The organism is Clostridium sp. B9, assembly GCF_050509515.1.
Lineage (GTDB): Bacteria > Bacillota > Clostridia > Clostridiales > Clostridiaceae > Sarcina.
In genome coordinates, this window is record NZ_JBNWKA010000003.1 from 2,693,469 (window position 1) to 2,713,672 (window position 20,204).

A 20,204-nucleotide genomic window follows, 5' to 3' on the forward strand; every position below is an offset into this window, starting at 1 on the left:
CGTAAAAATAAATGAAATTTAATTATATTTAGTTTATAATTAAAATAATATAATATATAAAATTCTAAAGATTGGAGAGAATAGAATGACCAAAAAGAAAAAAAGGCTCCTAGTAATTACATTATCATTAGTATTTTTCATAATGGCATCAATAATAGGCGTGCGTTTAGTTTATAAATCCTACTTTGCTCCTAAGGTACCAGTAACTCCAATTAACTCTAATATTGAACTTAACAATTGGAATTTAATAAAAAAATTTCTTCCTAGCAATGTTGATTTATCATTAAAAGAAATAAATGTTGAATCTACAACAGAGTTCTCAGATAAAGAGTTAACTGATTTATTTATTTTAGCCCTAAGAGAAGAACCTGATGCTATAAAAAATCTTACTGGATTGAAGGTAGATATAGAAAATAATGATATAAATATATATGCCAATATAAAATATAAGGATATACCATTCCAAGCTAAACTTGTTTTTACAGGCCAAAGCAAAGATGGCAAAGGTATTTTTCATTATAAAGAAGGAAAAGTTGGTTTTATAAATATTCCTAAAGATATGATTTTTGAAAATCTACAAAACAATTCACTACTTTCTTTCGATAAAAATAATGGAGATATAATCCTTTCATTTAAAGATATAATCAAATATCTTCAGATAAAATCTATAACAACTGAAAATGATAAAATAATAATAGTATTTAGTGGCACTGTACCTTTATTAAGTGCTATTTTCCCTGACATGCAATAAAAATGAGCTATATCAAGACTTAATAATAAAACTTACAAACATATTCCGAGAATTACCATATTTTGCTAAGAATTTATATATTCTCTTCATACTGTTTGTAAGTTTTATTAACAAGTTATTTTGATACAGCTCTTTTTTATTACACACTTTAAAACAGAGCCTAAATTTTATATTATATAATAAATTTAAATTGTAAGTGAAATAATATTATTAGGTGATGCTTATGATTAATAATCTTATAAAAAAATTTAATTTAGACGTACATGCAATGAAACAAGAAGGCACAATTGCTTTTTTAACTTTTTTAATTTCTTGGTTTTTTTTTGGTATTGAAAATGCTGTATTAGCATATCCAATAGCATTAACTTCCTCTATTCTTTGGAAGGAAAATTTTAAAATAAATCCAATTGAAAAGATAACTCATCTCTTAATGTTAGATACTACATTAGTTATTTTATCTTTTTTATCAACAACAAATGTAGTTTTAGGATTTTTTATAAACTTTTTTTCAATATTTTTTATAGCCTACAAATTTTCTATTGGATATAATCCTTTATTATACAAGCCATTTCTTATGTTGTATATTTTCACTAACTTTTATAGGATTAATTTTAATATGCTTCCACAAAGGCTTTTATCTATGTTTTTTGGATTCAGTTTAATAGTAATATTTCAATTATTTCTTAATAAGTTTAGTTATAAAACCTTAATAAAAGAAAGTATCTTAAAGTCCATTACTCTACTTACTAATCAAGTAGATAATATTTTAGATAAAAATTATAACCTAGATTTACAAAAAACTATTTCAAAAGAAATAAATTCTATTTGCTATAATCTATATACAACTAGAAGAAGAAAAAGTTTAACAAATAATATTGGAAGTATCCAATTTAAAATCTATATAGTGCTTGATAACTTCAATATTAGCTTAAATAATTTAGATAAGCTTTACTCTCAAAGTGAATATGAAAGTCAAATTATAAAATCATTTTTAAAAGAACTTAGGGACTCTTTAATAGCTATAGGTTCTTATTTAAAAAACGAAAGTTCATACCAGTCTTTAGAAAAACAGTTAGATAGATTGGTTGATTTTCATAATAAATTACCAGATCAATTTGTATTCATACATGATATATCAGTGTCTATAAAAAATCTTTATTTATATTTAGCTGATATAAACACCCTTGAAGAAGTTATTGGCTATAAGCCCTATAAACCCTGGGAAAATACTGATAAGTATCAATTTAAATTTAGAGAAAGTTTAAAATTGGGAACAATAAAATTTAATTTTTCTTTAAGGATAGCTCTAACTCTAAGCATAGTTCTTCTGATAAGTTCCCTCTTTGACTGGACAAAAATGAGTTGGCTTGGAATAACAATAATGTCTATAATGCAACCTTATTATGAGGACACAAAACGCAAAAGTAAAGATAGATTCAAGGGAAATATATTTGCTGTTGTTATAATTACTGTTATTTTAAATATATTTCAAAGTCAATTTATTTACTTTATAACATTAACAATAACACTTTATTTAACTTATGCCTTTAAAAGTTATTATAAGTTATCTTTATTTACAGCCATATCAGCAATATGTATGGCCTCTATAAACTATGAGGTAAATTCACTTGCTTTATATAGGATTTTCTATTTAATATTAGGAATAATTATAACCTATTTAGCTAACAAAATATTATTCCCATATAGCCTAGATAGAGGAATAAATGAATTAAGTTTCAAACTTATAAAGCTTATAAATATTTTGTCTATCGAGCTTATAAAAAAGAAGGACAGAAATGAAGCCCTTATTATAAATTTAATAATACATATAAATCTTCTATGTAATAAACTAGCTTTGAGAAATATACAAAAAAAATATGAAAATATTAACCTTTTACTATTTTCAACATACCACTTAACTACCTCTTTAAGCTATTACACCATACTAAAAAGCGAACTTGGATTAATTTGTGGAGTTAATAAAGATAAGTTAATATGCTTTCAAGAAAATCTTCAAAAGTTAATAGATGAAAAAGCTTCTTTAGATGATTTAATAGTATTTATAACTAAGACAAATGATTCACTTATAAATTGTCCTTCGCCTATTAAGCACCATACAAGTGCGATTACTAGTGGATATATAGATTAAATAAAAGGCTCTGTTTTAAGTTAGCAATAATTTTCTAGTCAACACTTAAGGTACTCTTAAATTCTATTAAGAGCACCTTAAATTTCCATCTAAAATTAGCACTAATCTAAAACAGAGCCTATTTTTTCAAATTTTATATACCTTTATTTATTAGTCTTGATTTAAATAAGACTAGAAACTAAAACCTTACATAAATTCATTAAACAAGATAATCCACTTTAAATAAGTCCATAAGTTCATCTTCGCTTAAGCTATTGAATGCATTTCCCGCTCCTAATTCTCCTTCTTCAATAACCTTAGAGATTAGAGCTTTTTTCTCTTCTTGAAGAGCTACTACCTTTTCTTCAATAGTTCCCTTAGCTATAAGCTTTATCACTTCAACTATATTCTTTTGACCTATTCTATGAGCTCTATCTGTAGCTTGATCTTCAACTGCTGGATTCCACCAAGGATCAAAGTGAATTACTATATCAGCAGAAGTTAAGTTTAAACCTGTTCCTCCCGCCTTTAAACTTATAAGGAATACAGAATTATTCCCACTATTAAAGTCATTTACCATTTCAACTCTCTTTTTAGAAGAAATGCTTCCATCTAAATAACTAAATGAAATCTTCTCTCCTTCAAGGCGTTTACTTATATTCTTTAACACAGAAGTGAATTGAGAAAATACAAGTATTTTATGCCCTTCTTCTATACCTTGATTTAAAACTTCTATTAATGCTTCTATTTTAGCACTTTCTCCATCATAATCATTAATAGCAACAGATGGATCTAAAGCTAATTGTCTAAGCTTAGTAATATATGATAGTATTTCTATCTTGCTTTTATTAAACTCTTCAGCATCTTGCTTCTTCTCCATTATTGCTAAAGCATTATTGGCATAAATAGAATATACCTTTTTCTGTTCTTCTCCCAAATCAACTAAAAGCCTCTTTTCGATCTTATCTGGAAGCTCCTTTATTACATCCTTCTTCTTTCTTCTTAAAATAAATGGCTTTATCAAGCTATGAATTTCGTTTAAAACATCTTCACTTTCATTTAATTTTTTATAATATCTTACTGTAAATCTTTTTCTATCATAAAGATATCCAGGCATTATAAAATCAAATATTGACCAAAGCTCCATAAGAGAGTTTTCCATTGGTGTACCTGATAAGGCAAATTTAAACTCTGCATTCACATCCTTAACAGCCTCTGAATTTTGTGAATCTGGATTTTTAATAGCCTGAGCTTCATCTATAAAGCAATAATCAAATCTTATCTTTTTATACTCGTCTAAATCTCTTTTTAGCAAATTATAAGTGGTTATTATTACATCAGTGTCACTTATATTTTTTAATGTTTCCTCTCTTTTACTCTTACAATCATTTAAAACTTCAACTTTTAGACTTGGAGCAAACTTCTCCATTTCTTCTTTCCAATTATATATTAAAGATGTAGGTGCCACTACTAGGGTTTTCTTCCCCTTATTAGAAAGAATAAATGTTATGGCTTGAAGAGTTTTTCCTAGTCCCATCTCATCTCCTAATATTCCACCTAATCCTAAATGCTCTAAGGTTTTAAGCCAATTATATCCAAACTTTTGATATTCTCTAAGCTCTGCCTTTAAGTCATTTGGAATTTCAAATTCTAGTTTATTTATATTTTTAAACTTATTCTTTATTTCATTTAATTTCTTTTTACCTTTTATATATCTAATTCCATGCTCTTCTATATAGTTAGCAATATAAATTGCTCTATTATTTCCAAGTTCTAATTTATTATCAGCTAAAGAATCTATATCCATAGAGTCTATTAACTTTAAAAACTGATTTAGCTCTATTTCCTCTAAATCAAGATACTCTCCACTTTTAAGCTTATAGAATTTAATATTATCTCTAAAAGCTTTTAAAATTTCCTTAGTTTCACTAGACGGAATATCTCCTATCTTAAAGTCAAATTCAAGATAATTATATCTTCCTGGCTTTATCTCCCCTTTTATTCCTTTGCTTCCAATACTTTTTATGCCTTTAAAGTTTTCTGAATAATAAACTTCTCCAACTTTCTGAAGCTTATCTATGTCATACTTAAAGAAACTAAATATATATTCATCACCTCTTAGAAAGTAAAACTTATTATTTATCTCTTCAAGACTAAACCTTTCTAATAATCCTAAAACTTCCTTTTCTCTTTTTATATCTCTATATATTATTTTTTCTTTACAATCATCAAATATGTTAAACTCATAAGCTCCGTACTTAACCTTTAATGTTAAAGTTACTTCTTTACCATCCTTATCAAAATAGAAATTAAACTTTACTGGTTCTAAAACAGTTTTCTTCATTATACTCTTTGACAAATTTACTCTTTCACTAATTTCTCTTAATGCTGGAATAAGCTTTCTATAAACTCTTTCCTCTTCACTCTTATCTATGTTAAGTCCTTTTCCCTCTTGGAATATGTTTAAATAATTATTCAATTTATAACAGAACTCTTTTCTAGGTATGTATATTGTAGTTCCATATAAAAATACATCTTTCTTTTCTCCTAAAGCTTTAGGCATACCATTTGGTGAAGTTAATTCATATCCTTCACTGTTTTCTTTTAATGAAAAGTCCACTGGAACATCCTCATAAAGTATTTCTCCTTCTACAGCTCTATAGAAAAACCCTTCATTCAAATAAACCCTGTGATTTTTTATTACATTAAAAAATTCCCTAACCATGTAATTGGGTATTTTAATGAATTTTCCATCTATAAATGTATCTCTATTTCTTAAAAAACTTTTTATAGGCTTCTCAATTTCTTTTAGTGTCTCTATAAACTCCAGTAATTCCTTATCCTTACATGAAAGTCTTTGCTCCTTTATGTTAAAAGTAAAACTCTTACTGTATTTAACTGGTATTTTGTTATAGTAGGAAACTAAAAACTGTTCTATATCCTTTAAAATATATAATTTATTAGATCCCATTGACTTTGTTCCTATCTTAAATTCAGCTAATAAACTATTACTCCACTCATTTTTATTAATATAAACTTCTATTTTTAACTCTTCTTTTTCTCTTTCTTCTTGAAGTATTAAATCAAGTAGTGAATTTTCTTTTTTGTTTAGGAACATCTTTTTCTTTTCAGCCAAGCTTTTATCTTTGGCCAAATCACTTAAAGATTTATAAAATGTAGCTACGAGGTGCTTACAGCAATAATTATCCTTACTAAATTCATGTTTTTCATAATCTGCACAAGTACAATATGTTGATAATATTCCTTTTGTCTTAATATCCATTTCAAGCTTTGTACTATACTTACTAAATAATTGCTCTGATATGACCTCTCCACTAATAGATATTAAATCATCTTCTTTGCAAATATCTATACTCTCAACTAGATCATTAATTACAATTCTTTGACCCTTACTATAATTTCTTCCTGATGTTTCTTCTTTAAATCTTTGTAATAATAAATCTTCAACTGACATAGTTTCTCCTCTATACACGTAATTCATATCTTATTATTATATCATAAAGTTAAATTTACTGAAAAATAAACAAAAAAATATCAGATATAAACCTTTTCTGATTTATATCTGATATTTATTATTTCACTGTTCCTCTTTCAATTAAAAAAGGCTCTAAAGTTATGGTTTCACTTTTTGAGTTCTTACTATTTATTAAGTCTATAAGTAATTTACATGAATATTCACCAATTTGATAAATTGGCTGTGCTATAGTTGTTAGCTCCGGCTCCATGTAAGAACATATAGTTATATTATCATACCCTAATATACTTATATCATCAGGAATTTTATATCCATTTCTAATTAAATATTTCATTCCTCCAATAGCCATGACATCTGCACTATAAAAAATAGCATCGACCATATCACTTTTGCCAAGTAACTTTTCTGTAGCACCAATTCCGCTTTCCATAGTGAACTCTGCCTCTTCAATTAAGTTTTCATTGAAAACGCCTAGTTTTTCAGCTATATTTTTAAAACTTTCAAGTCTTAAATTTGCTATTTCTACATTAGATTTACCTGTTACAAAAGCAATATTCTTATTTCCTTTATTAACAAGGTACTGAACTCCTAGCTCTATTCCTTTTTTATTATCACAAAATACTCCATTAGTATCTTTTTCATCTGCTATTACTCTATCTAACATTATGAATGGGATCTTATTATTTTTTAATATTTTTATCCATTCTTTTTCATCACTACAAGCTGCTATTATAACTCCATCTACCAATTTACTTATTAAAAGCTTTAAATATTCAATCTCCTTTTTCTCATCATTTAAAGTATTACATAAGATCATACTATATCCATGTTTTTCCCCTTCTATCTCTATAGCCTTTGCCATCTCTGAGAAAAATGGATTCTGAATATCTGGTATTATCATTCCTAAAGTATAACTTTTTTTAGTACTTAAACTTCTAGCTAATGTATTTGGAATATAATTCATATCATTTGCTGTTTTTAATATTTTTTCTCTCGTTTCCTTTGAAACATTTATATCTTTATTATTTAACACCATTGATACAGTGGTTTTTGATACATTTACTGCTTTTGCTATATCTAACAATGTAGTTTTTCCCATTTTACTACAACACCTCTTGTCTGCTTCATTTAACAACAGTAATTATACCATATAATAAATTTTCTGTATCTTTATTATTACTTTAACTTTTAAAGAAGTGTTGATTTCTATACAAATTACATCATTGTAAGAAATCAACACTTAATTTTAATCAATATAATTACTTAGTAAATACTTTTAAATCTGCTGCTATTTTTTCTTTTACTGACTCACCATGATAAATCTTGTTAGCTAATTCTACTCCTAAAGCTCCTATTAAATCTGGCTGTTGTGCTACTGTAGCTGTCATTTCATCATTGCTAATAGAATCTTTGGCATCATCATTTCCATCAAAACCTATTACCATAGCTTTTGATCCTATAGCTTTTATTGCTTTTACTGCCCCTAATGCCATTTCATCATTATGAGCAAATACAACTTGCACATTAGGATTTGCTTGAAGTATATTTTCCATAACTTGAAGACCTTTTTGTCTATCAAAGTCGGCAGCTTGGACTGATACGAAATTAAACTTACTGTCCTTATCCATTATATTATGAAATCCTTGTCCTCTATCTCTAGTTGCAGAAGCTCCTGGTATCCCTTGTATTTCTACTACATTTATAGGGCCTTTTTCATCTTTAAATTTATCCTCAACAAACTCTGCTGCCATTTCTCCACCTTTTATATTATCTGAAGCTATATGACTTGTTATTTTTCCTCCATTAGCTTGTCTATCTAATGTTATTACTGGTACATTCTTTTGATTTGCCACCTCTACGGTTTTAACTACAGCATCACTATCAGTTGGGTTTATAAGTAAAGCTACTACCCCTAACTGAATTAAATCCTCTACATTTGCTCTTTCCTTAGCTGGATCATTTTGTGAATCTAAAACAACTAAATCATAACCTAACTTTTCAGCTTCCTTTTCAGCACCATCTTTCATGTTAACGAAGAAAGGATTATTTAGTGTTGAAACTACCATTCCTATTTTAGGCTTGTTATCTTTTCCACATCCAATGAATGAAGTCATAAGCATCATGAGCATTAACCCAACTGAGAATATCTTTTTATTTATATGCATAAAACTCACCTCTTAAGCTTCTTAATTTTTTCTGCTCTTTTTGTCTAAAAGTACTGCTATTAATATAACTAAACCTTTTACTATTGATTGATAGAATGGTGATACATTCATAAGGTTTAATCCATTATTAAGTACACCAATTATAAGAGCACCAATCAAAGTTCCTGTAATTGTTCCTTCTCCACCAGCTAATGAAGTTCCTCCAATTACAACAGCTGCGATTGCATCTAATTCAAATCCAGTACCTGCATTTGGGGAAGCTGAACCTATTCTACTTGTTATTATTACTCCAGCTATTGCTGATGCAAATCCTGATACTACATAAACTAAAGTTTTTATCTTATCTGTGTTTATTCCTGATAATCTTGATGCATCTTCATTTCCACCTAATGCATATAAATATCTTCCAAATCTAGTTTGAGATAAAACATAAATTGCTATGATTGCTATGATTATTGTTATTATTACTGGTATTGGAAGAAATCCTATTTTACCATTTCCTATCTTAACAAAACTTTCTGGTAATTTTGATATTGGAGTACCATTTGTAAATACTAATGTTGCCCCTCTAAATATTGTCATTGTTGCTAAAGTAACTATAAATGCTTGTAATTTTCCTTTTGATACTAATAATCCATTTATTAATCCTACTATTATACCTACAATGGCTGCTACCACTATAGCTAAGAATACGTTTCCAGTAGACTTAATAATAGATGCTCCTAAAGCTCCACTAATAGCTAAAGTTGATCCAACTGATAAATCTATTCCACCAGTTAATATTACAAAAGTCATACCAATTGCTATGATTGCGTTAACTGAAACTTGAGTAAATACATTTGTTATATTAGAAATAGTTAAAAACTTTGGAGTAACCATTGTTATTACTAAACATAGTAGCACCAATCCTATAAGAGATTTATATTTTGATATATTTTCTTTAACACTTGCCTTCATTATGTAACCCTCCTAATTATCCATTCCAACAGCTAATTTCATTATGCTTTGTTGATTTGCCTCTTGTCTACTTAGCTCACCTGATACTTTTCCTTCACTCATTACCATTATTCTATCACTTATTCCTAGTACCTCTGGTAAGTCTGAAGAAACCATTATTATTGCCTTTCCACTTGCTTTTAGTTCATTTAAAAGTTCATAAATTTCTTTTTTAGCACCTACGTCAATACCTCTTGTTGGCTCATCAATTATTAAAACTTCTGGTGACAGCATAAGCCATTTTGCTAAGATAACCTTTTGTTGATTACCACCACTTAAATTTTTAATAAATTGCTTACTACTTGGAGTTTTTATATTTATTTTCTTTATATAGTAGTCAATATCTGCAGATTCTTTTTTTCTGTCTAATACCTTCATTTTATTTTCATACTTATCAAGATTGCATATTGTCATGTTATCTCCAACTGAAAGTCCAAGTACACATCCTTCTTTTTTTCTATCCTCTGATAAGTAGCAAATCCCATTTCTTATAGCATCATTTATATTCTTAACATTAAGTTCTTTTCCATTTAACTTAACTGTTCCACTGGTTTTCTTATATTCACCAAAAATAGTTTTAGCAAGCTCTGTTCTTCCAGAACCCATAAGTCCTGCGATTCCTAATATTTCTCCTTTTCTAACTTTGAAAGAAGCATTTTTTACGCCTTCCTTGCAGCTAAGGTCTTTTACTTCTAAAGCAATATCTCCCATTTTAACATCTCTATATGGGAATTGATCTTCTATCTTTCTTCCAACCATCATAGCTATAAGCTGATCATTATCTATATCTTTTATTTCTGCACTTCCTGCATATTTCCCATCTCTTAAAACCTCTACTCTATGACATATTTTAAATATTTCTTCCATTCTATGAGATATGTATATTATCGCAATTCCTTTTTCTCTTAAACTCTCTATAACTTTAAAAAGGTTTTCAGTTTCAACATCAGTTAAAGCAGTAGTTGGCTCGTCCATTATTATAATTCTGGCATTTTTAGTAAGAGCCTTAGCAATTTCTATCATTTGCTTTTCTCCTACATTTAAAGTGCTAACAAGTCTATTAGGACTTATATTACATCCTATCTGCTCTAAAAACATCTTACTTCTTTCGTCTAGAAGCTTTTTGTTGATTTTCCCTGTAAATTTACTATGTTTTTCATTTCCTAAAAATATATTTTCTGCTACAGTTAAATTATTTATAACACTAAGTTCTTGATGTATTATTGTTATTCCTGCATCCTCAGCAGACTTTATTCCTTTAATATCAACTTCAATTCCCTCAATAAATATTTTTCCTTCATCCTTTTTATACACACCGCTTAGTATTTTCATTAGTGTGGACTTTCCTGCCCCATTCTCTCCCATTAAGGCTGTTACTTCTCCACCATAGGCCATTAAACTAACATTATCCAAAGCTTTAACACCTGGAAAAGATTTTGATACACCCTCCATTTTCAACATTGGTGTTCTTTCCTTCATTTCATACACCTCCCAAAATACTTTAACCAGAGAATTCTACTTTGGGTACTAAGTAGAATTTCTCTAAGTTATATTAAAAAACAACTCCTGATTTAAGAATTATATTTGCATATGGAGTTTGTTCTCCTGTTCTCACTACTGCCTTACATTCCTTTAATGCCTTTTTAAGTTCCTCATGGGTTACAAATGTTATTTTAGTATCTTTTATTACTTCCTTTATTTCATTAAATAACTCTTCACTTACGTTTTCAGTTTCCTCTGCAATAATAACCTCTTCAACCTGTAACTCATCTAAAGTAGCTTTTAAAGTTTCTATAAATCCCGGAACTCCTTTTATTAAAGCTAAATCTATTCTTTCTGTCTCATTAGGGATAGGCAATCCACAATCCCCTATAGCTAACATATCAGTATGTCCCATTTTTGAAATTACTGAACTTATATTGCTGTTTAATAAACTTGTTTTTCTCATTATTCTAATCTCCTTTAATAAACCTTTAAGACTTCATCTAAATAAGGTATTGATGGTTGAGCACCTTTTCTTTGAACAGCTATTGAAGAAACCTTATTTCCAAATCTAATAGCATCACATAAGCTTTCCTTCGTAATATTGTTTATATCTAGCTTTGAGCTTAATCCTCCTATGAAACTATCCCCAGCAGCTGTTGTATCTATTGCATCAACTTTGAAAGCCGGAATTACTTCACAAAAATTTTCTCCTATTAGAGCTGCTCCTTTTTCGCCTAAAGTTATTATTACAAACTTAACTCCTTTTTCTCTAAATACTTTAGCTGCTTTTTTAGCATCATCTAAATCTTTAACCTTAACTCCTGTTAAAACTTCAGCTTCAGTTTCATTTGGAACTATTATATCTGTATACTTTAAAAGTTCGTCCTTTATTTCTTTAGCTGGAGCTGGATTTAATATTGTAATTTTTTTATACTTTTTAGCAATTTTGAAAGCTTCTATTGTCATATCCTCTGGAGTTTCAAATTGTGATATTAAAATATCACTTTCTTTAATAGTTTCTTCTGCAGACCTTACCTCTTCACTATTTAAAGTCATATTTGAACCTGAATTTACTATTATTGAGTTATTTCCATTATCATTAACCATTATTAAAGCCATCCCTGTTGGCTCTTTACTATCTTCAAACACATATCTAACATCTATTTCATCGTGTATTAATTTATCCTTTAATTCTCTTCCATTCTCGTCTTGTCCTATTTTAGATATCATAAATACTTCTGATCCACTTCTTCTAGCTGCTACTGCTTGATTAGCACCTTTTCCTCCAGCTATTTTTTCAAAGGATTTTGAAAGTATAGTTTCTCCTACTTTTGGCATATCTTTAACTTTAAAAACTAAGTCCATATTCATACTGCCAAGTACACATATCTTATTCATTTTTTATTCCCTCCTTAGTTAACCGTTTTACTAAACCGATTAACTATATAATAATACTTTTGTAAACGTTATGCAAGTGTTTTTGTAAAAAAATAAAAAAAAGAGTATAGAAATTAGAATCTACACTCTTTTTATATTCTCTTATTTTTCTACTAATTCATACATCTCTTTAGCTCTATCAACATACATTATACCTTCTAAGTGGTCTATTTCATGTTGGAAGCATCTACCTAAAAGATCTTGAGCTTCGTAAACTTTTAATTCACCCTTTTCATTTAAAGCTTGAATTCTTACCGCTCTTGGTCTTTCAACTAATCCTTCATGCATAACATAACTTAAGCATCCTTCATAATCCTCATAAGTTTCTTTTGATGCTCCTATTATTTCTGGATTTATAAGAACATATTCGTTCTCTCCATCTTCAAAATTTATATAAACAACTCTTTTATTAACTGCTATTTGTGGAGCAGCTAAGCCTATACCTTCAACAGTAGCTAATGTATCCTTTAAATCTTGAATTAAATCTTTAACTTCATTAACGTCCTTAACAGGTTCTGAAACTTTCTTTAAAGCTTCATGTCCTAATTGAACAATTTTTCTAACAGCCATTTAATTTCTCCTTTCAAATCTCTATACATATATTAAAACATAAATTAATAGAATTTTCACTAGTAATTTATATATAATATTACGTTAAAAATAGTATTGACTGTCTTTAAAGCATTTAAGTTAGTACTTATTATACTTTAAAGACAGCCAATACTATAATATTATCATAATTATTAATAATGATACTAAACTCAAACAGCCACTTAGTATGCATATGTATGATACTATTTGCTTCACTGTCATTCCTTTTTCTTGAAGTCTATAGTGAATCTGGCTCCTGTCAGCAGCATATACTGGTTTTCCTGATTGAAATCTTTTCAAAATAACAAATATATTATCGAAAATTGGTACTCCTAAAGCAAGTACTGGTACTAGAATTGAAAGAACCGTTGCTTGTTTAAAAGCCCCTTCTAAGGCTATTATGGATAAGATAAAACCTAAAAAGTTTGCTCCAGAATCTCCCATAAAAACCCGTGCTGGATGCCTATTGTATCTTAAGAAAGCAAGTATTGCACCTACTAAGGTTATTGACATATATGCAGAGTTAAATTGACCTTTAGCAAGAGCTACTACGAACATTGTCATAGCTGATATTACAGATATACTCCCTGCTAAACCATCCATACCATCAGACCAGTTTACTACTGTTGTAACTCCAAAAATCCAAGTTACTGTAAGAATATACTGAATCCAAGGCGAAAACAACATGAACTCTCCAGTGAAAGGATTACTAATCCCTCTAAATACAATTCCAGCTTTAAAAACCATAGTAGCGGCTAAAATTTGTATAAAAGCTCTAGGATATATAGGAAACTCTTTTCCTTTTCCTTTATAGTAATCATCTATTACACCTATTATAATTACCATAGTTGAAGCTAAAAATATTATAAATGTTTCTGATAACTGTCTTGCAGAATCTACTACAAATAAATAAGTTATAAAAAAACCTATATACATTACTACTCCACCTATTAAGGGTGTTAATTTATCATGTTTTTTTCTTCCTGTTGGTTTATCTACAAAACCCTTTTCAATAGCAAAGTCAATAAACTTTGGCATTAATAGATATACTATCATAAAAGGAATAAGCATTACAACTAAATACTTAACCATATTTTCTCCCTCTGTTCTAAATGCATTATTTAATCTTACATATCTTATTCTAGTAAATTAATAAGTCATAAGAATGACATTTTAATTAAAATTCTTCATATATTTATTATTTCACATTAAAGACTATTTAATCAATCAAAAAAAATTTATTCTTTATCGTGTTTTAAGCAAACTGAAAAAACATGACAAGGGATTTTTCCCTCCTCTTTTCTTTCATATCTTTTCACAAGTTCTCTTATTTGTTTGTTTATTTCTTTAAACTCTTCTTCATTTAAGTAGATATTCTTGTAGTTGAATCCTATTGAATCTTCTGCATTCCCATCATCAACTCTCTCAGATATCTTCTTCATAGTTTGTTCCTTTGAGCTATCATAATACTCACTTAATATATTAAGTATTTGAGACTTATACACCTGCTTTGCTTCTTTTTTTATTTGATTACCCTCAATATTAAAGCTTTCTGCAGTTAAATAATAATACTTTGCTATTATTCCTTTTATCTCCTTAGTCTTGACTAACTCTAAAATACCTGCTTTTTCTAATTTTTTAATATGGTAATGAACTTTTGCTGGTACTTCCCCAAAAAAATCAGCAATTTCTTTTACCGTAGCAGATTCATGATTATTTCTAAGATAAGTTATTATCTTCAGCCTATATGGATCAGAATATGCTTTTATTTGTTCTAAAGTTGTTAAATTCATAACACTTTTCATTTTAAGCCCCCCCTTATTATGCATATGATATTTTACTTATTATACCATATTTTATAGATAATTTACATATTTTAAAATATTATAAATAAATTTTATCATATTAAAAAATCTATTTTTCTTAATAAGATTATACCTTCTATTTTTAAAATAGTAAAGAAAAAAGGCAAATCTTGATGTTTTATTAACATAAGATTGCCTTTTTTATTAATCTATATCATTATCCTCTTTGTTCAATCATAGACTTAACTTTCATAAGTCTTGTTAAAGCACTTCTCTCATTCTCATCAAGTTTCATTCTGATGTATCTGATAGTCTCTTTAAGCTGAGGAATTGTCATATATTCAAGAGCATTAACTCTTCTTCTTGTTTTTTCAATCTCGTCTGCCATAAGCTGACCAGATTTCTCAACTTCAGCAAGTTCTAATAACTTTGGTAATATTCCATATAGTTTTGAAATTGCATCATCAAGTTCAGCTGAAGTATTCATAAATCCATAAGGGTAAATACTACCTTCATCACCTTCTAATTTTCTTTTGAAGTTCATTATAGGCACATTTACACTCATTATGTTTTTATTACCGACTTCAACCTCAATCTCTTCTTTAGGGTATGCTATAGCTTCCTCTAGGAACTCTGAACTCATAACAGCTCTAGCCATAACGAAGTCTTTTAAGGAGCTACCAAGCTCCTTTTCAACCTCATCTCTTAGCTGGTTATTATATTTTATAAGATTGATGAATTGTCTCATTAACTCATCTTGCTTATCTTTTAATAATTTATGACCTCTTGTTGCTGTTGCTAATCTTTTCTTTAGCTTTGAGAGTTCCATTCTAGTAGGATTGACATTTAATCTTTGTGCCATTCTTACTCATCCTCTCCAACAGGCATATACTTCTCAAGATACTCATCTCTAATTCTCTTAAGCTCTGTTCTAGGTAAGATCTTAAGTAATTTCCATCCAAGGTTTAGAGTTTCCTCTATTGTTCTGTTAGTTGTGAAACCTTGTGAAACATATTCATTTTCAAATGCTTCAGCAAACTTAGCGTAAGATTTATCTACATCTGATAATGCTGATTCTCCTAAGATAGCAGCAAGTTCTTTTGCTTGTTTACCTTGAGCATATGCTGAGAATAGCTGGTTCATTGTATCAGCATGGTCTTCTCTAGTTTTTCCTTTACCAATACCCTTATCTTTAAGTCTTGATAGTGATGGTAAAACATCTATTGGAGGCATGATACCTTTCTTGTAAAGTTCTCTTGAAAGGATTATCTGTCCCTCAGTGATGTATCCAGTTAAGTCTGGAATTGGGTGAGTTTTATCATCCTCAGGCATTGTTAATATTGGAATTTGAGTGATTGAACCCTCTTTTCCAACTAATCTTCCTGCTCTTTCATATAATGTTGAAAGGTCAGTATATAGGTATCCTGGATATCCTCTTCTTCCTGGAACCTCTTTTCTAGCTGCAGAAACTTCTCTTAAAGCTTCACAGTAGTTTGTGATATCAGTCATGATAACAAGAACGTGCATTCCTTTTTCATATGCTAAGTACTCAGCAGTAGTTAATGCCATTCTTGGAGTAGCTATTCTCTCGATAGCTGGGTCTGATGCTAAGTTCATGAATAGAACTGATCTGTCGATAGCTCCAGTCTTAGTGAACTCATCTACGAAGAATTCAGCTTCCTCGAAAGTGATACCTATAGCTGCGAATACAACTGCGAACTTAGAATCTGAGTTTAAAACTTTTGCTTGTCTTGCGATCTGAGCAGCTAACTCTTTGTGTGGAAGACCTGATCCTGAGAAAACAGGAAGTTTTTGTCCTCTAACTAAAGTGTTAAGACCGTCGATTGCAGAAATACCAGTTTGGATAAACTCTGATGGATAGTTTCTAGCAACAGGGTTTATAGCCTCTCCGTTTATATCTAATCTCTTCTCTGGTATTATGTTTGGACCCTTATCTTTAGGTCTTCCCATACCGTCGAATACTCTTCCTAACATATCTTCTGAAACACCAATTTCAAGTGGTCTTCCTAAGAATCTTACTTTTGTATTTTTAAGGTTGATTCCTGCTGATCCTTCGAAAAGCTGAACCATAGCTTTATCTCCGTTTACCTCAAGAACTTTACCTCTTCTTAACTCACCAGTTTGCATTTCTATTTCAACTAGTTCGTCGTATTTAACACCTTCTACGCCTTCAACAGCCATTAAGGGCCCTACAACTTCAGTAACTGTTTTATATTCTTTAAGCATTAAGAACACCTCCCTCGCTGATTAACTTGTTCATCTCTGATTTTAATTCAACTAAGATTTCATCTATCTTACCGATTTCTTCTTCTGAGATGTACTTACTTCTTGCTATTCTATCTCTAACCTCAAGCTTTAATATCTTATCTAAGTAAACTCCAGCTTCTAGAGCCTTCTTAGCTTCGTGCATAAAGCTTATGATTAAGTTTAACATTTTGTATTGTTTATTTAATGAAGTGTATGTGTCATTCTCATGGAATGCGTTTTGTTGTAAATAGTCTTCTCTTATTGACTTAGCAACTTCAAGCTTTAATCTATCGCCTTCTGAAAGTGCATCCATACCAACAAGTCTTACTATTTCTTCTAAGTTAGCTTCTTCTTGAAGAAGAGCCATAGCTTCTGTTCTTAAAGCTGACCAATCTTCTGCTACATTCTCATCCATCCATTCACCCATTTTATCTAGGTATAATGAGTATGATGATAACCAGTTGATTGATGGGAAGTGTCTCTTATATGCTAATTGAGCATCTAGTCCCCAGAAAACTTTAACTATTCTTAAAGTTGACTGTGTTACTGGCTCAGATATATCTCCCCCTGGAGGTGAAACGGCTCCGATAGCTGTAACGGCTCCTTCTCTTCCATCTTTACCTAAAGCTACAACTTTACCAGCTCTCTCATAGTAATCAGCAAGTCTTGATCCTAGGTATGCTGGGTAACCTTCGTCTCCTGGCATCTCTTCAAGTCTTCCTGACATTTCTCTTAAAGCCTCTGCCCAACGTGAAGTTGAGTCAGCCATGATTGATACTGAATATCCCATATCTCTGAAGTACTCAGCTATTGTTATACCAGTATATATTGATGCTTCTCTGGCAGCAACTGGCATGTTAGATGTATTAGCGATAAGAACTGTTCTCTTCATTAAGCTCTCACCAGTCTTAGGGTCTTTAAGCTCTGGGAACTCGTTAAGAACGTCTGTCATCTCGTTACCACGCTCTCCACATCCAACGTAAACAACTATCTCAGTATCTCCCCATTTAGCAACCTGGTGCTGAACTACTGTTTTACCAGCTCCGAAAGGTCCTGGTACAGCAGCTGCTCCACCTTTAGCTACTGGGAAGAAAGTATCTATAACTCTTTGTCCTGTAGTCATTGGCTCAACTGGGTTTAACTTTCTTGCATATGGTCTACCTTTTCTTACAGGCCATTTTTGCATTAGAGTTAATTCTTTTTCACCTTTAGCAGTTTCAACTATAGCAACTACTTCTTCTACTGTGAATTCTCCAGCTTTTATTTCTTTTATTGTACCTTCTACTCCGTAAGGAACCATTATTCTATGAAGAACAACTGCAGTTTCTTGAACTGTTCCAATTACGTCACCAGCAGATACGCTGTCTCCAACCTTAACGATTGGTTCGAAAGTCCATTTCTTTTCTCTATTTAAAGATTTAACCTCTACCCCTTTACTTAAGAAAGCAGAATTTGCTGCTTTCATGAAAGCGTCTAGTGGTCTTTGTATTCCATCGAACATTGACTCTATAAGTCCTGGTCCTAATTCTACTGAAAGTGGTTCTCCAGTAGTTATAACTGGGTCCCCAGGTCCAATACCTGATGTTTCTTCATATACCTGGATTGAAGCCTTATCTCCTCTCATCTCAATGATCTCACCGATAAGACCTTTTTCTCCAACTTTTACAACGTCATATACATTAGCTTCATCCATACCCTCAGCTACAACTAAAGGACCTGAAACTTTGATAATTTTCCCCGTTTTCAAGTTATCTACCTACTTTCTATAAAATGTTAACGCCGACCGCTTTTTCAACGTTATCTGATATTCTTTGTTTTCCTATATTTAGAGTTCCTTGATTGCTTGGAATTAATATTACAGCAGGAAGTACTTGTCTTGTATATCTCTCGATAGTTTCTTCTATATTCTTAGCCACGTGCTCTGTAACAAAGATTACTGCATAACCTGTCATTGCAAGCTTATCAATTGTTTTTCTAGCTTCCTCATCCTCAACTACTGGAAAAACATCTATTCCTAGTGCTTTGAATGCTAAAACTGAGTCTTTATCACCTACAACTCCAATCTTCTTATACATATCCATCACGCAGCCTTTCTCTTATTACTTCCTTAGTAATATTGTTTAATTTACCAACCATGATAGTTCTTATTTGCTTTATTTCATTCTCTTTAACATACATATATGTTAGAACTGGCTCTAAACCTTTAGTTACTATTTTAGCTTCCTTCATTATACTCATTATGTGGTTATCAATAAGCTTTTCAAACTCACTAACTGATGAAGTTTCTATGTAACTAGCTATGCCTTCTCTTACAACTTGTGAATACTCTTTACTACTTAAATTGTTTGGAATATTCTCTATTGTATCTAGGTATATACTTCTAAACTTACTAGCATCTATACTACCACCTGGTACTATAGCATCTAAGAAGAAGTTAACATTCTTATCTTGCTTCTTAGCTCTTAATAATGTTTTAACATTATTTAAGTCTATAAGGTTAGTTAAATATCTATCTAAAGCCTTATCTTTTATATTTTTCTTGTTTGCTATTTCATGAATATGAGCATATAAGTATTGATCTGCTATTAAATCTATAACTTGTGGATCTTTAGTTTCCTCATATTTTTCAAATATCTTTTTTGAGCACTCTTCCATTTTCTTAGGAAGTCTACCAAAATCCTCTCCATTTATTGCAGATTTTAAATCATTTACTCCTACCATTCCAACTGGGATTAACATTTGGGAAAAATCTTTATTTAAGATTTTTCCCTTAATTAATACCTTTATGTTATGATAGTCATATTTTAAAGCCATAACATCAATGATTTCTTTTAATGGGCTAGCTTCATACATAGTTTTATATAATCTAACTAACTCATTTGATAAAAGAATTTCATAATCATCCGGTCTTCTTACTTCATTCATAAATGCTGCATACTCTGTTTCTTGTAGAACTTTTAATGCGCTTTCTGAACTGTTTGCATCTATCATTCTTTCTATTTGAGCTTTATCAAGGAGTTTCTTTTCGTATACTCTGATTCTAGGAATTAATTGCAAAAATTGCATTGAATCCATTCTTCAT

General features: G+C 30.0%; 17 protein-coding genes. 2 read left to right on the forward strand and 15 right to left on the reverse strand.

Features of this window, described 5'->3' with window-relative positions; translation table 11 throughout:
* Positions 1-85: 85 nt before the first annotated feature.
* Together ACQZHJ_RS11795 and ACQZHJ_RS11800 are read left to right on the forward strand one after the other, a co-directional pair.
* The gene (locus tag ACQZHJ_RS11795) at positions 86-751 is read left to right on the forward strand and encodes a hypothetical protein (protein WP_430485755.1); all 666 of its coding nucleotides are present in this window, start codon (positions 86-88) and stop codon (positions 749-751) included.
* Between the two features lie 223 nt (positions 752-974).
* A complete protein-coding gene (locus tag ACQZHJ_RS11800) occupies positions 975-2,900 on the forward strand; it encodes an FUSC family protein (RefSeq protein ID WP_430485756.1) in 1,926 nt (641 codons plus the stop codon).
* Positions 2,901-3,099: 199 nt separating this feature from the next.
* Here the strand turns inward: ACQZHJ_RS11800 and ACQZHJ_RS11805 are convergent, their stop codons facing one another.
* The 15 genes from ACQZHJ_RS11805 to ACQZHJ_RS11875 form a co-directional block, all read right to left on the reverse strand.
* Entirely contained in the window at positions 3,100-6,354 is a 3,255-nt protein-coding gene (locus tag ACQZHJ_RS11805) for an SNF2 helicase associated domain-containing protein (protein ID WP_430485757.1), read from the reverse strand.
* A 118-nt stretch (positions 6,355-6,472) separates the two neighbouring features.
* Positions 6,473-7,474, reverse strand: a complete 1,002-nt coding sequence (locus tag ACQZHJ_RS11810; protein ID WP_430485758.1) for a LacI family DNA-binding transcriptional regulator — start codon at positions 7,472-7,474, stop codon at positions 6,473-6,475.
* 160 nt (positions 7,475-7,634) lie between these two features.
* On the reverse strand, positions 7,635-8,540 hold the full coding sequence (gene rbsB / locus ACQZHJ_RS11815) for a ribose ABC transporter substrate-binding protein RbsB (protein WP_430485759.1): 906 nt from the start codon (positions 8,538-8,540) through the stop codon (positions 7,635-7,637).
* 21 nt (positions 8,541-8,561) lie between these two features.
* Positions 8,562-9,497: an ABC transporter permease gene (locus tag ACQZHJ_RS11820; protein WP_430485760.1), complete on the reverse strand. Its 936-nt coding sequence runs from the start codon at positions 9,495-9,497 to the stop codon at positions 8,562-8,564.
* 12 nt (positions 9,498-9,509) lie between these two features.
* Complete coding sequence (locus tag ACQZHJ_RS11825) at positions 9,510-11,015, reverse strand: sugar ABC transporter ATP-binding protein (protein WP_430485761.1); 1,506 nt, start codon at positions 11,013-11,015, stop codon at positions 9,510-9,512.
* 73 nt (positions 11,016-11,088) lie between these two features.
* Positions 11,089-11,484 (reverse strand): D-ribose pyranase, encoded by a 396-nt coding sequence (gene rbsD / locus ACQZHJ_RS11830; protein ID WP_430485762.1) that lies wholly within the window; start codon positions 11,482-11,484, stop codon positions 11,089-11,091.
* 14 nt (positions 11,485-11,498) lie between these two features.
* Positions 11,499-12,419, reverse strand: a complete 921-nt coding sequence (rbsK, locus tag ACQZHJ_RS11835; protein WP_430485763.1) for a ribokinase — start codon at positions 12,417-12,419, stop codon at positions 11,499-11,501.
* 141 nt (positions 12,420-12,560) lie between these two features.
* Complete coding sequence (gene def, locus ACQZHJ_RS11840; protein WP_430485764.1) at positions 12,561-13,028, reverse strand: peptide deformylase; 468 nt, start codon at positions 13,026-13,028, stop codon at positions 12,561-12,563.
* A gap of 153 nt (positions 13,029-13,181) precedes the next feature.
* The gene (locus ACQZHJ_RS11845; RefSeq protein WP_430485766.1) at positions 13,182-14,141 is read right to left on the reverse strand and encodes an MraY family glycosyltransferase; all 960 of its coding nucleotides are present in this window, start codon (positions 14,139-14,141) and stop codon (positions 13,182-13,184) included.
* Between the two features lie 146 nt (positions 14,142-14,287).
* Positions 14,288-14,854, reverse strand: coding sequence for a helix-turn-helix domain-containing protein (locus ACQZHJ_RS11850; RefSeq protein ID WP_430485767.1), 567 nt, complete (start codon positions 14,852-14,854; stop codon positions 14,288-14,290).
* 217 nt (positions 14,855-15,071) lie between these two features.
* Positions 15,072-15,716, reverse strand: a complete 645-nt coding sequence (locus tag ACQZHJ_RS11855) for a V-type ATP synthase subunit D (RefSeq protein ID WP_003449608.1) — start codon at positions 15,714-15,716, stop codon at positions 15,072-15,074.
* 2 nt (positions 15,717-15,718) lie between these two features.
* Positions 15,719-17,101, reverse strand: coding sequence for a V-type ATP synthase subunit B (locus ACQZHJ_RS11860; RefSeq protein WP_430485768.1), 1,383 nt, complete (start codon positions 17,099-17,101; stop codon positions 15,719-15,721).
* On the reverse strand, positions 17,094-18,869 hold the full coding sequence (locus ACQZHJ_RS11865; protein WP_430485769.1) for a V-type ATP synthase subunit A: 1,776 nt from the start codon (positions 18,867-18,869) through the stop codon (positions 17,094-17,096). Before ACQZHJ_RS11865 ends, ACQZHJ_RS11860 begins: the two co-directional genes overlap by 8 nt.
* Positions 18,870-18,885: 16 nt before the next feature.
* On the reverse strand, positions 18,886-19,203 hold the full coding sequence (locus tag ACQZHJ_RS11870) for a V-type ATP synthase subunit F (protein ID WP_003449642.1): 318 nt from the start codon (positions 19,201-19,203) through the stop codon (positions 18,886-18,888).
* Positions 19,190-20,197 carry a V-type ATP synthase subunit C gene (locus ACQZHJ_RS11875; RefSeq protein WP_430485770.1) on the reverse strand — a complete coding sequence of 336 codons (1,008 nt, stop codon included), beginning with the start codon at positions 20,195-20,197 and terminating at the stop codon, positions 19,190-19,192. Before ACQZHJ_RS11875 ends, ACQZHJ_RS11870 begins: the two co-directional genes overlap by 14 nt.
* Positions 20,198-20,204: the final 7 nt, after the last annotated feature.

Excerpts from the sequence above, each read along its gene's own strand:
- ACQZHJ_RS11795 (WP_430485755.1), top strand. The coding sequence starts at position 86 with ATGACCAAAAAGAAAAAAAGGCTCCTAGTAATTACATTATCATTAGTA.
- ACQZHJ_RS11800 (WP_430485756.1), top strand. The coding sequence starts at position 975 with ATGATTAATAATCTTATAAAAAAATTTAATTTAGACGTACATGCAATG.
- ACQZHJ_RS11805 (WP_430485757.1), bottom strand. The coding sequence starts at position 6,354 with ATGTCAGTTGAAGATTTATTATTACAAAGATTTAAAGAAGAAACATCA.
- ACQZHJ_RS11810 (WP_430485758.1), bottom strand. The coding sequence starts at position 7,474 with ATGGGAAAAACTACATTGTTAGATATAGCAAAAGCAGTAAATGTATCA.
- rbsB (WP_430485759.1), bottom strand. The coding sequence starts at position 8,540 with ATGCATATAAATAAAAAGATATTCTCAGTTGGGTTAATGCTCATGATG.
- ACQZHJ_RS11820 (WP_430485760.1), bottom strand. The coding sequence starts at position 9,497 with ATGAAGGCAAGTGTTAAAGAAAATATATCAAAATATAAATCTCTTATA.
- ACQZHJ_RS11825 (WP_430485761.1), bottom strand. The coding sequence starts at position 11,015 with ATGAAGGAAAGAACACCAATGTTGAAAATGGAGGGTGTATCAAAATCT.
- rbsD (WP_430485762.1), bottom strand. The coding sequence starts at position 11,484 with ATGAGAAAAACAAGTTTATTAAACAGCAATATAAGTTCAGTAATTTCA.
- rbsK (WP_430485763.1), bottom strand. The coding sequence starts at position 12,419 with ATGAATAAGATATGTGTACTTGGCAGTATGAATATGGACTTAGTTTTT.
- def (WP_430485764.1), bottom strand. The coding sequence starts at position 13,028 with ATGGCTGTTAGAAAAATTGTTCAATTAGGACATGAAGCTTTAAAGAAA.
- ACQZHJ_RS11845 (WP_430485766.1), bottom strand. The coding sequence starts at position 14,141 with ATGGTTAAGTATTTAGTTGTAATGCTTATTCCTTTTATGATAGTATAT.
- ACQZHJ_RS11850 (WP_430485767.1), bottom strand. The coding sequence starts at position 14,854 with ATGAAAAGTGTTATGAATTTAACAACTTTAGAACAAATAAAAGCATAT.
- ACQZHJ_RS11855 (WP_003449608.1), bottom strand. The coding sequence starts at position 15,716 with ATGGCACAAAGATTAAATGTCAATCCTACTAGAATGGAACTCTCAAAG.
- ACQZHJ_RS11860 (WP_430485768.1), bottom strand. The coding sequence starts at position 17,101 with ATGCTTAAAGAATATAAAACAGTTACTGAAGTTGTAGGGCCCTTAATG.
- ACQZHJ_RS11870 (WP_003449642.1), bottom strand. The coding sequence starts at position 19,203 with ATGGATATGTATAAGAAGATTGGAGTTGTAGGTGATAAAGACTCAGTT.
- ACQZHJ_RS11875 (WP_430485770.1), bottom strand. The coding sequence starts at position 20,197 with ATGGATTCAATGCAATTTTTGCAATTAATTCCTAGAATCAGAGTATAC.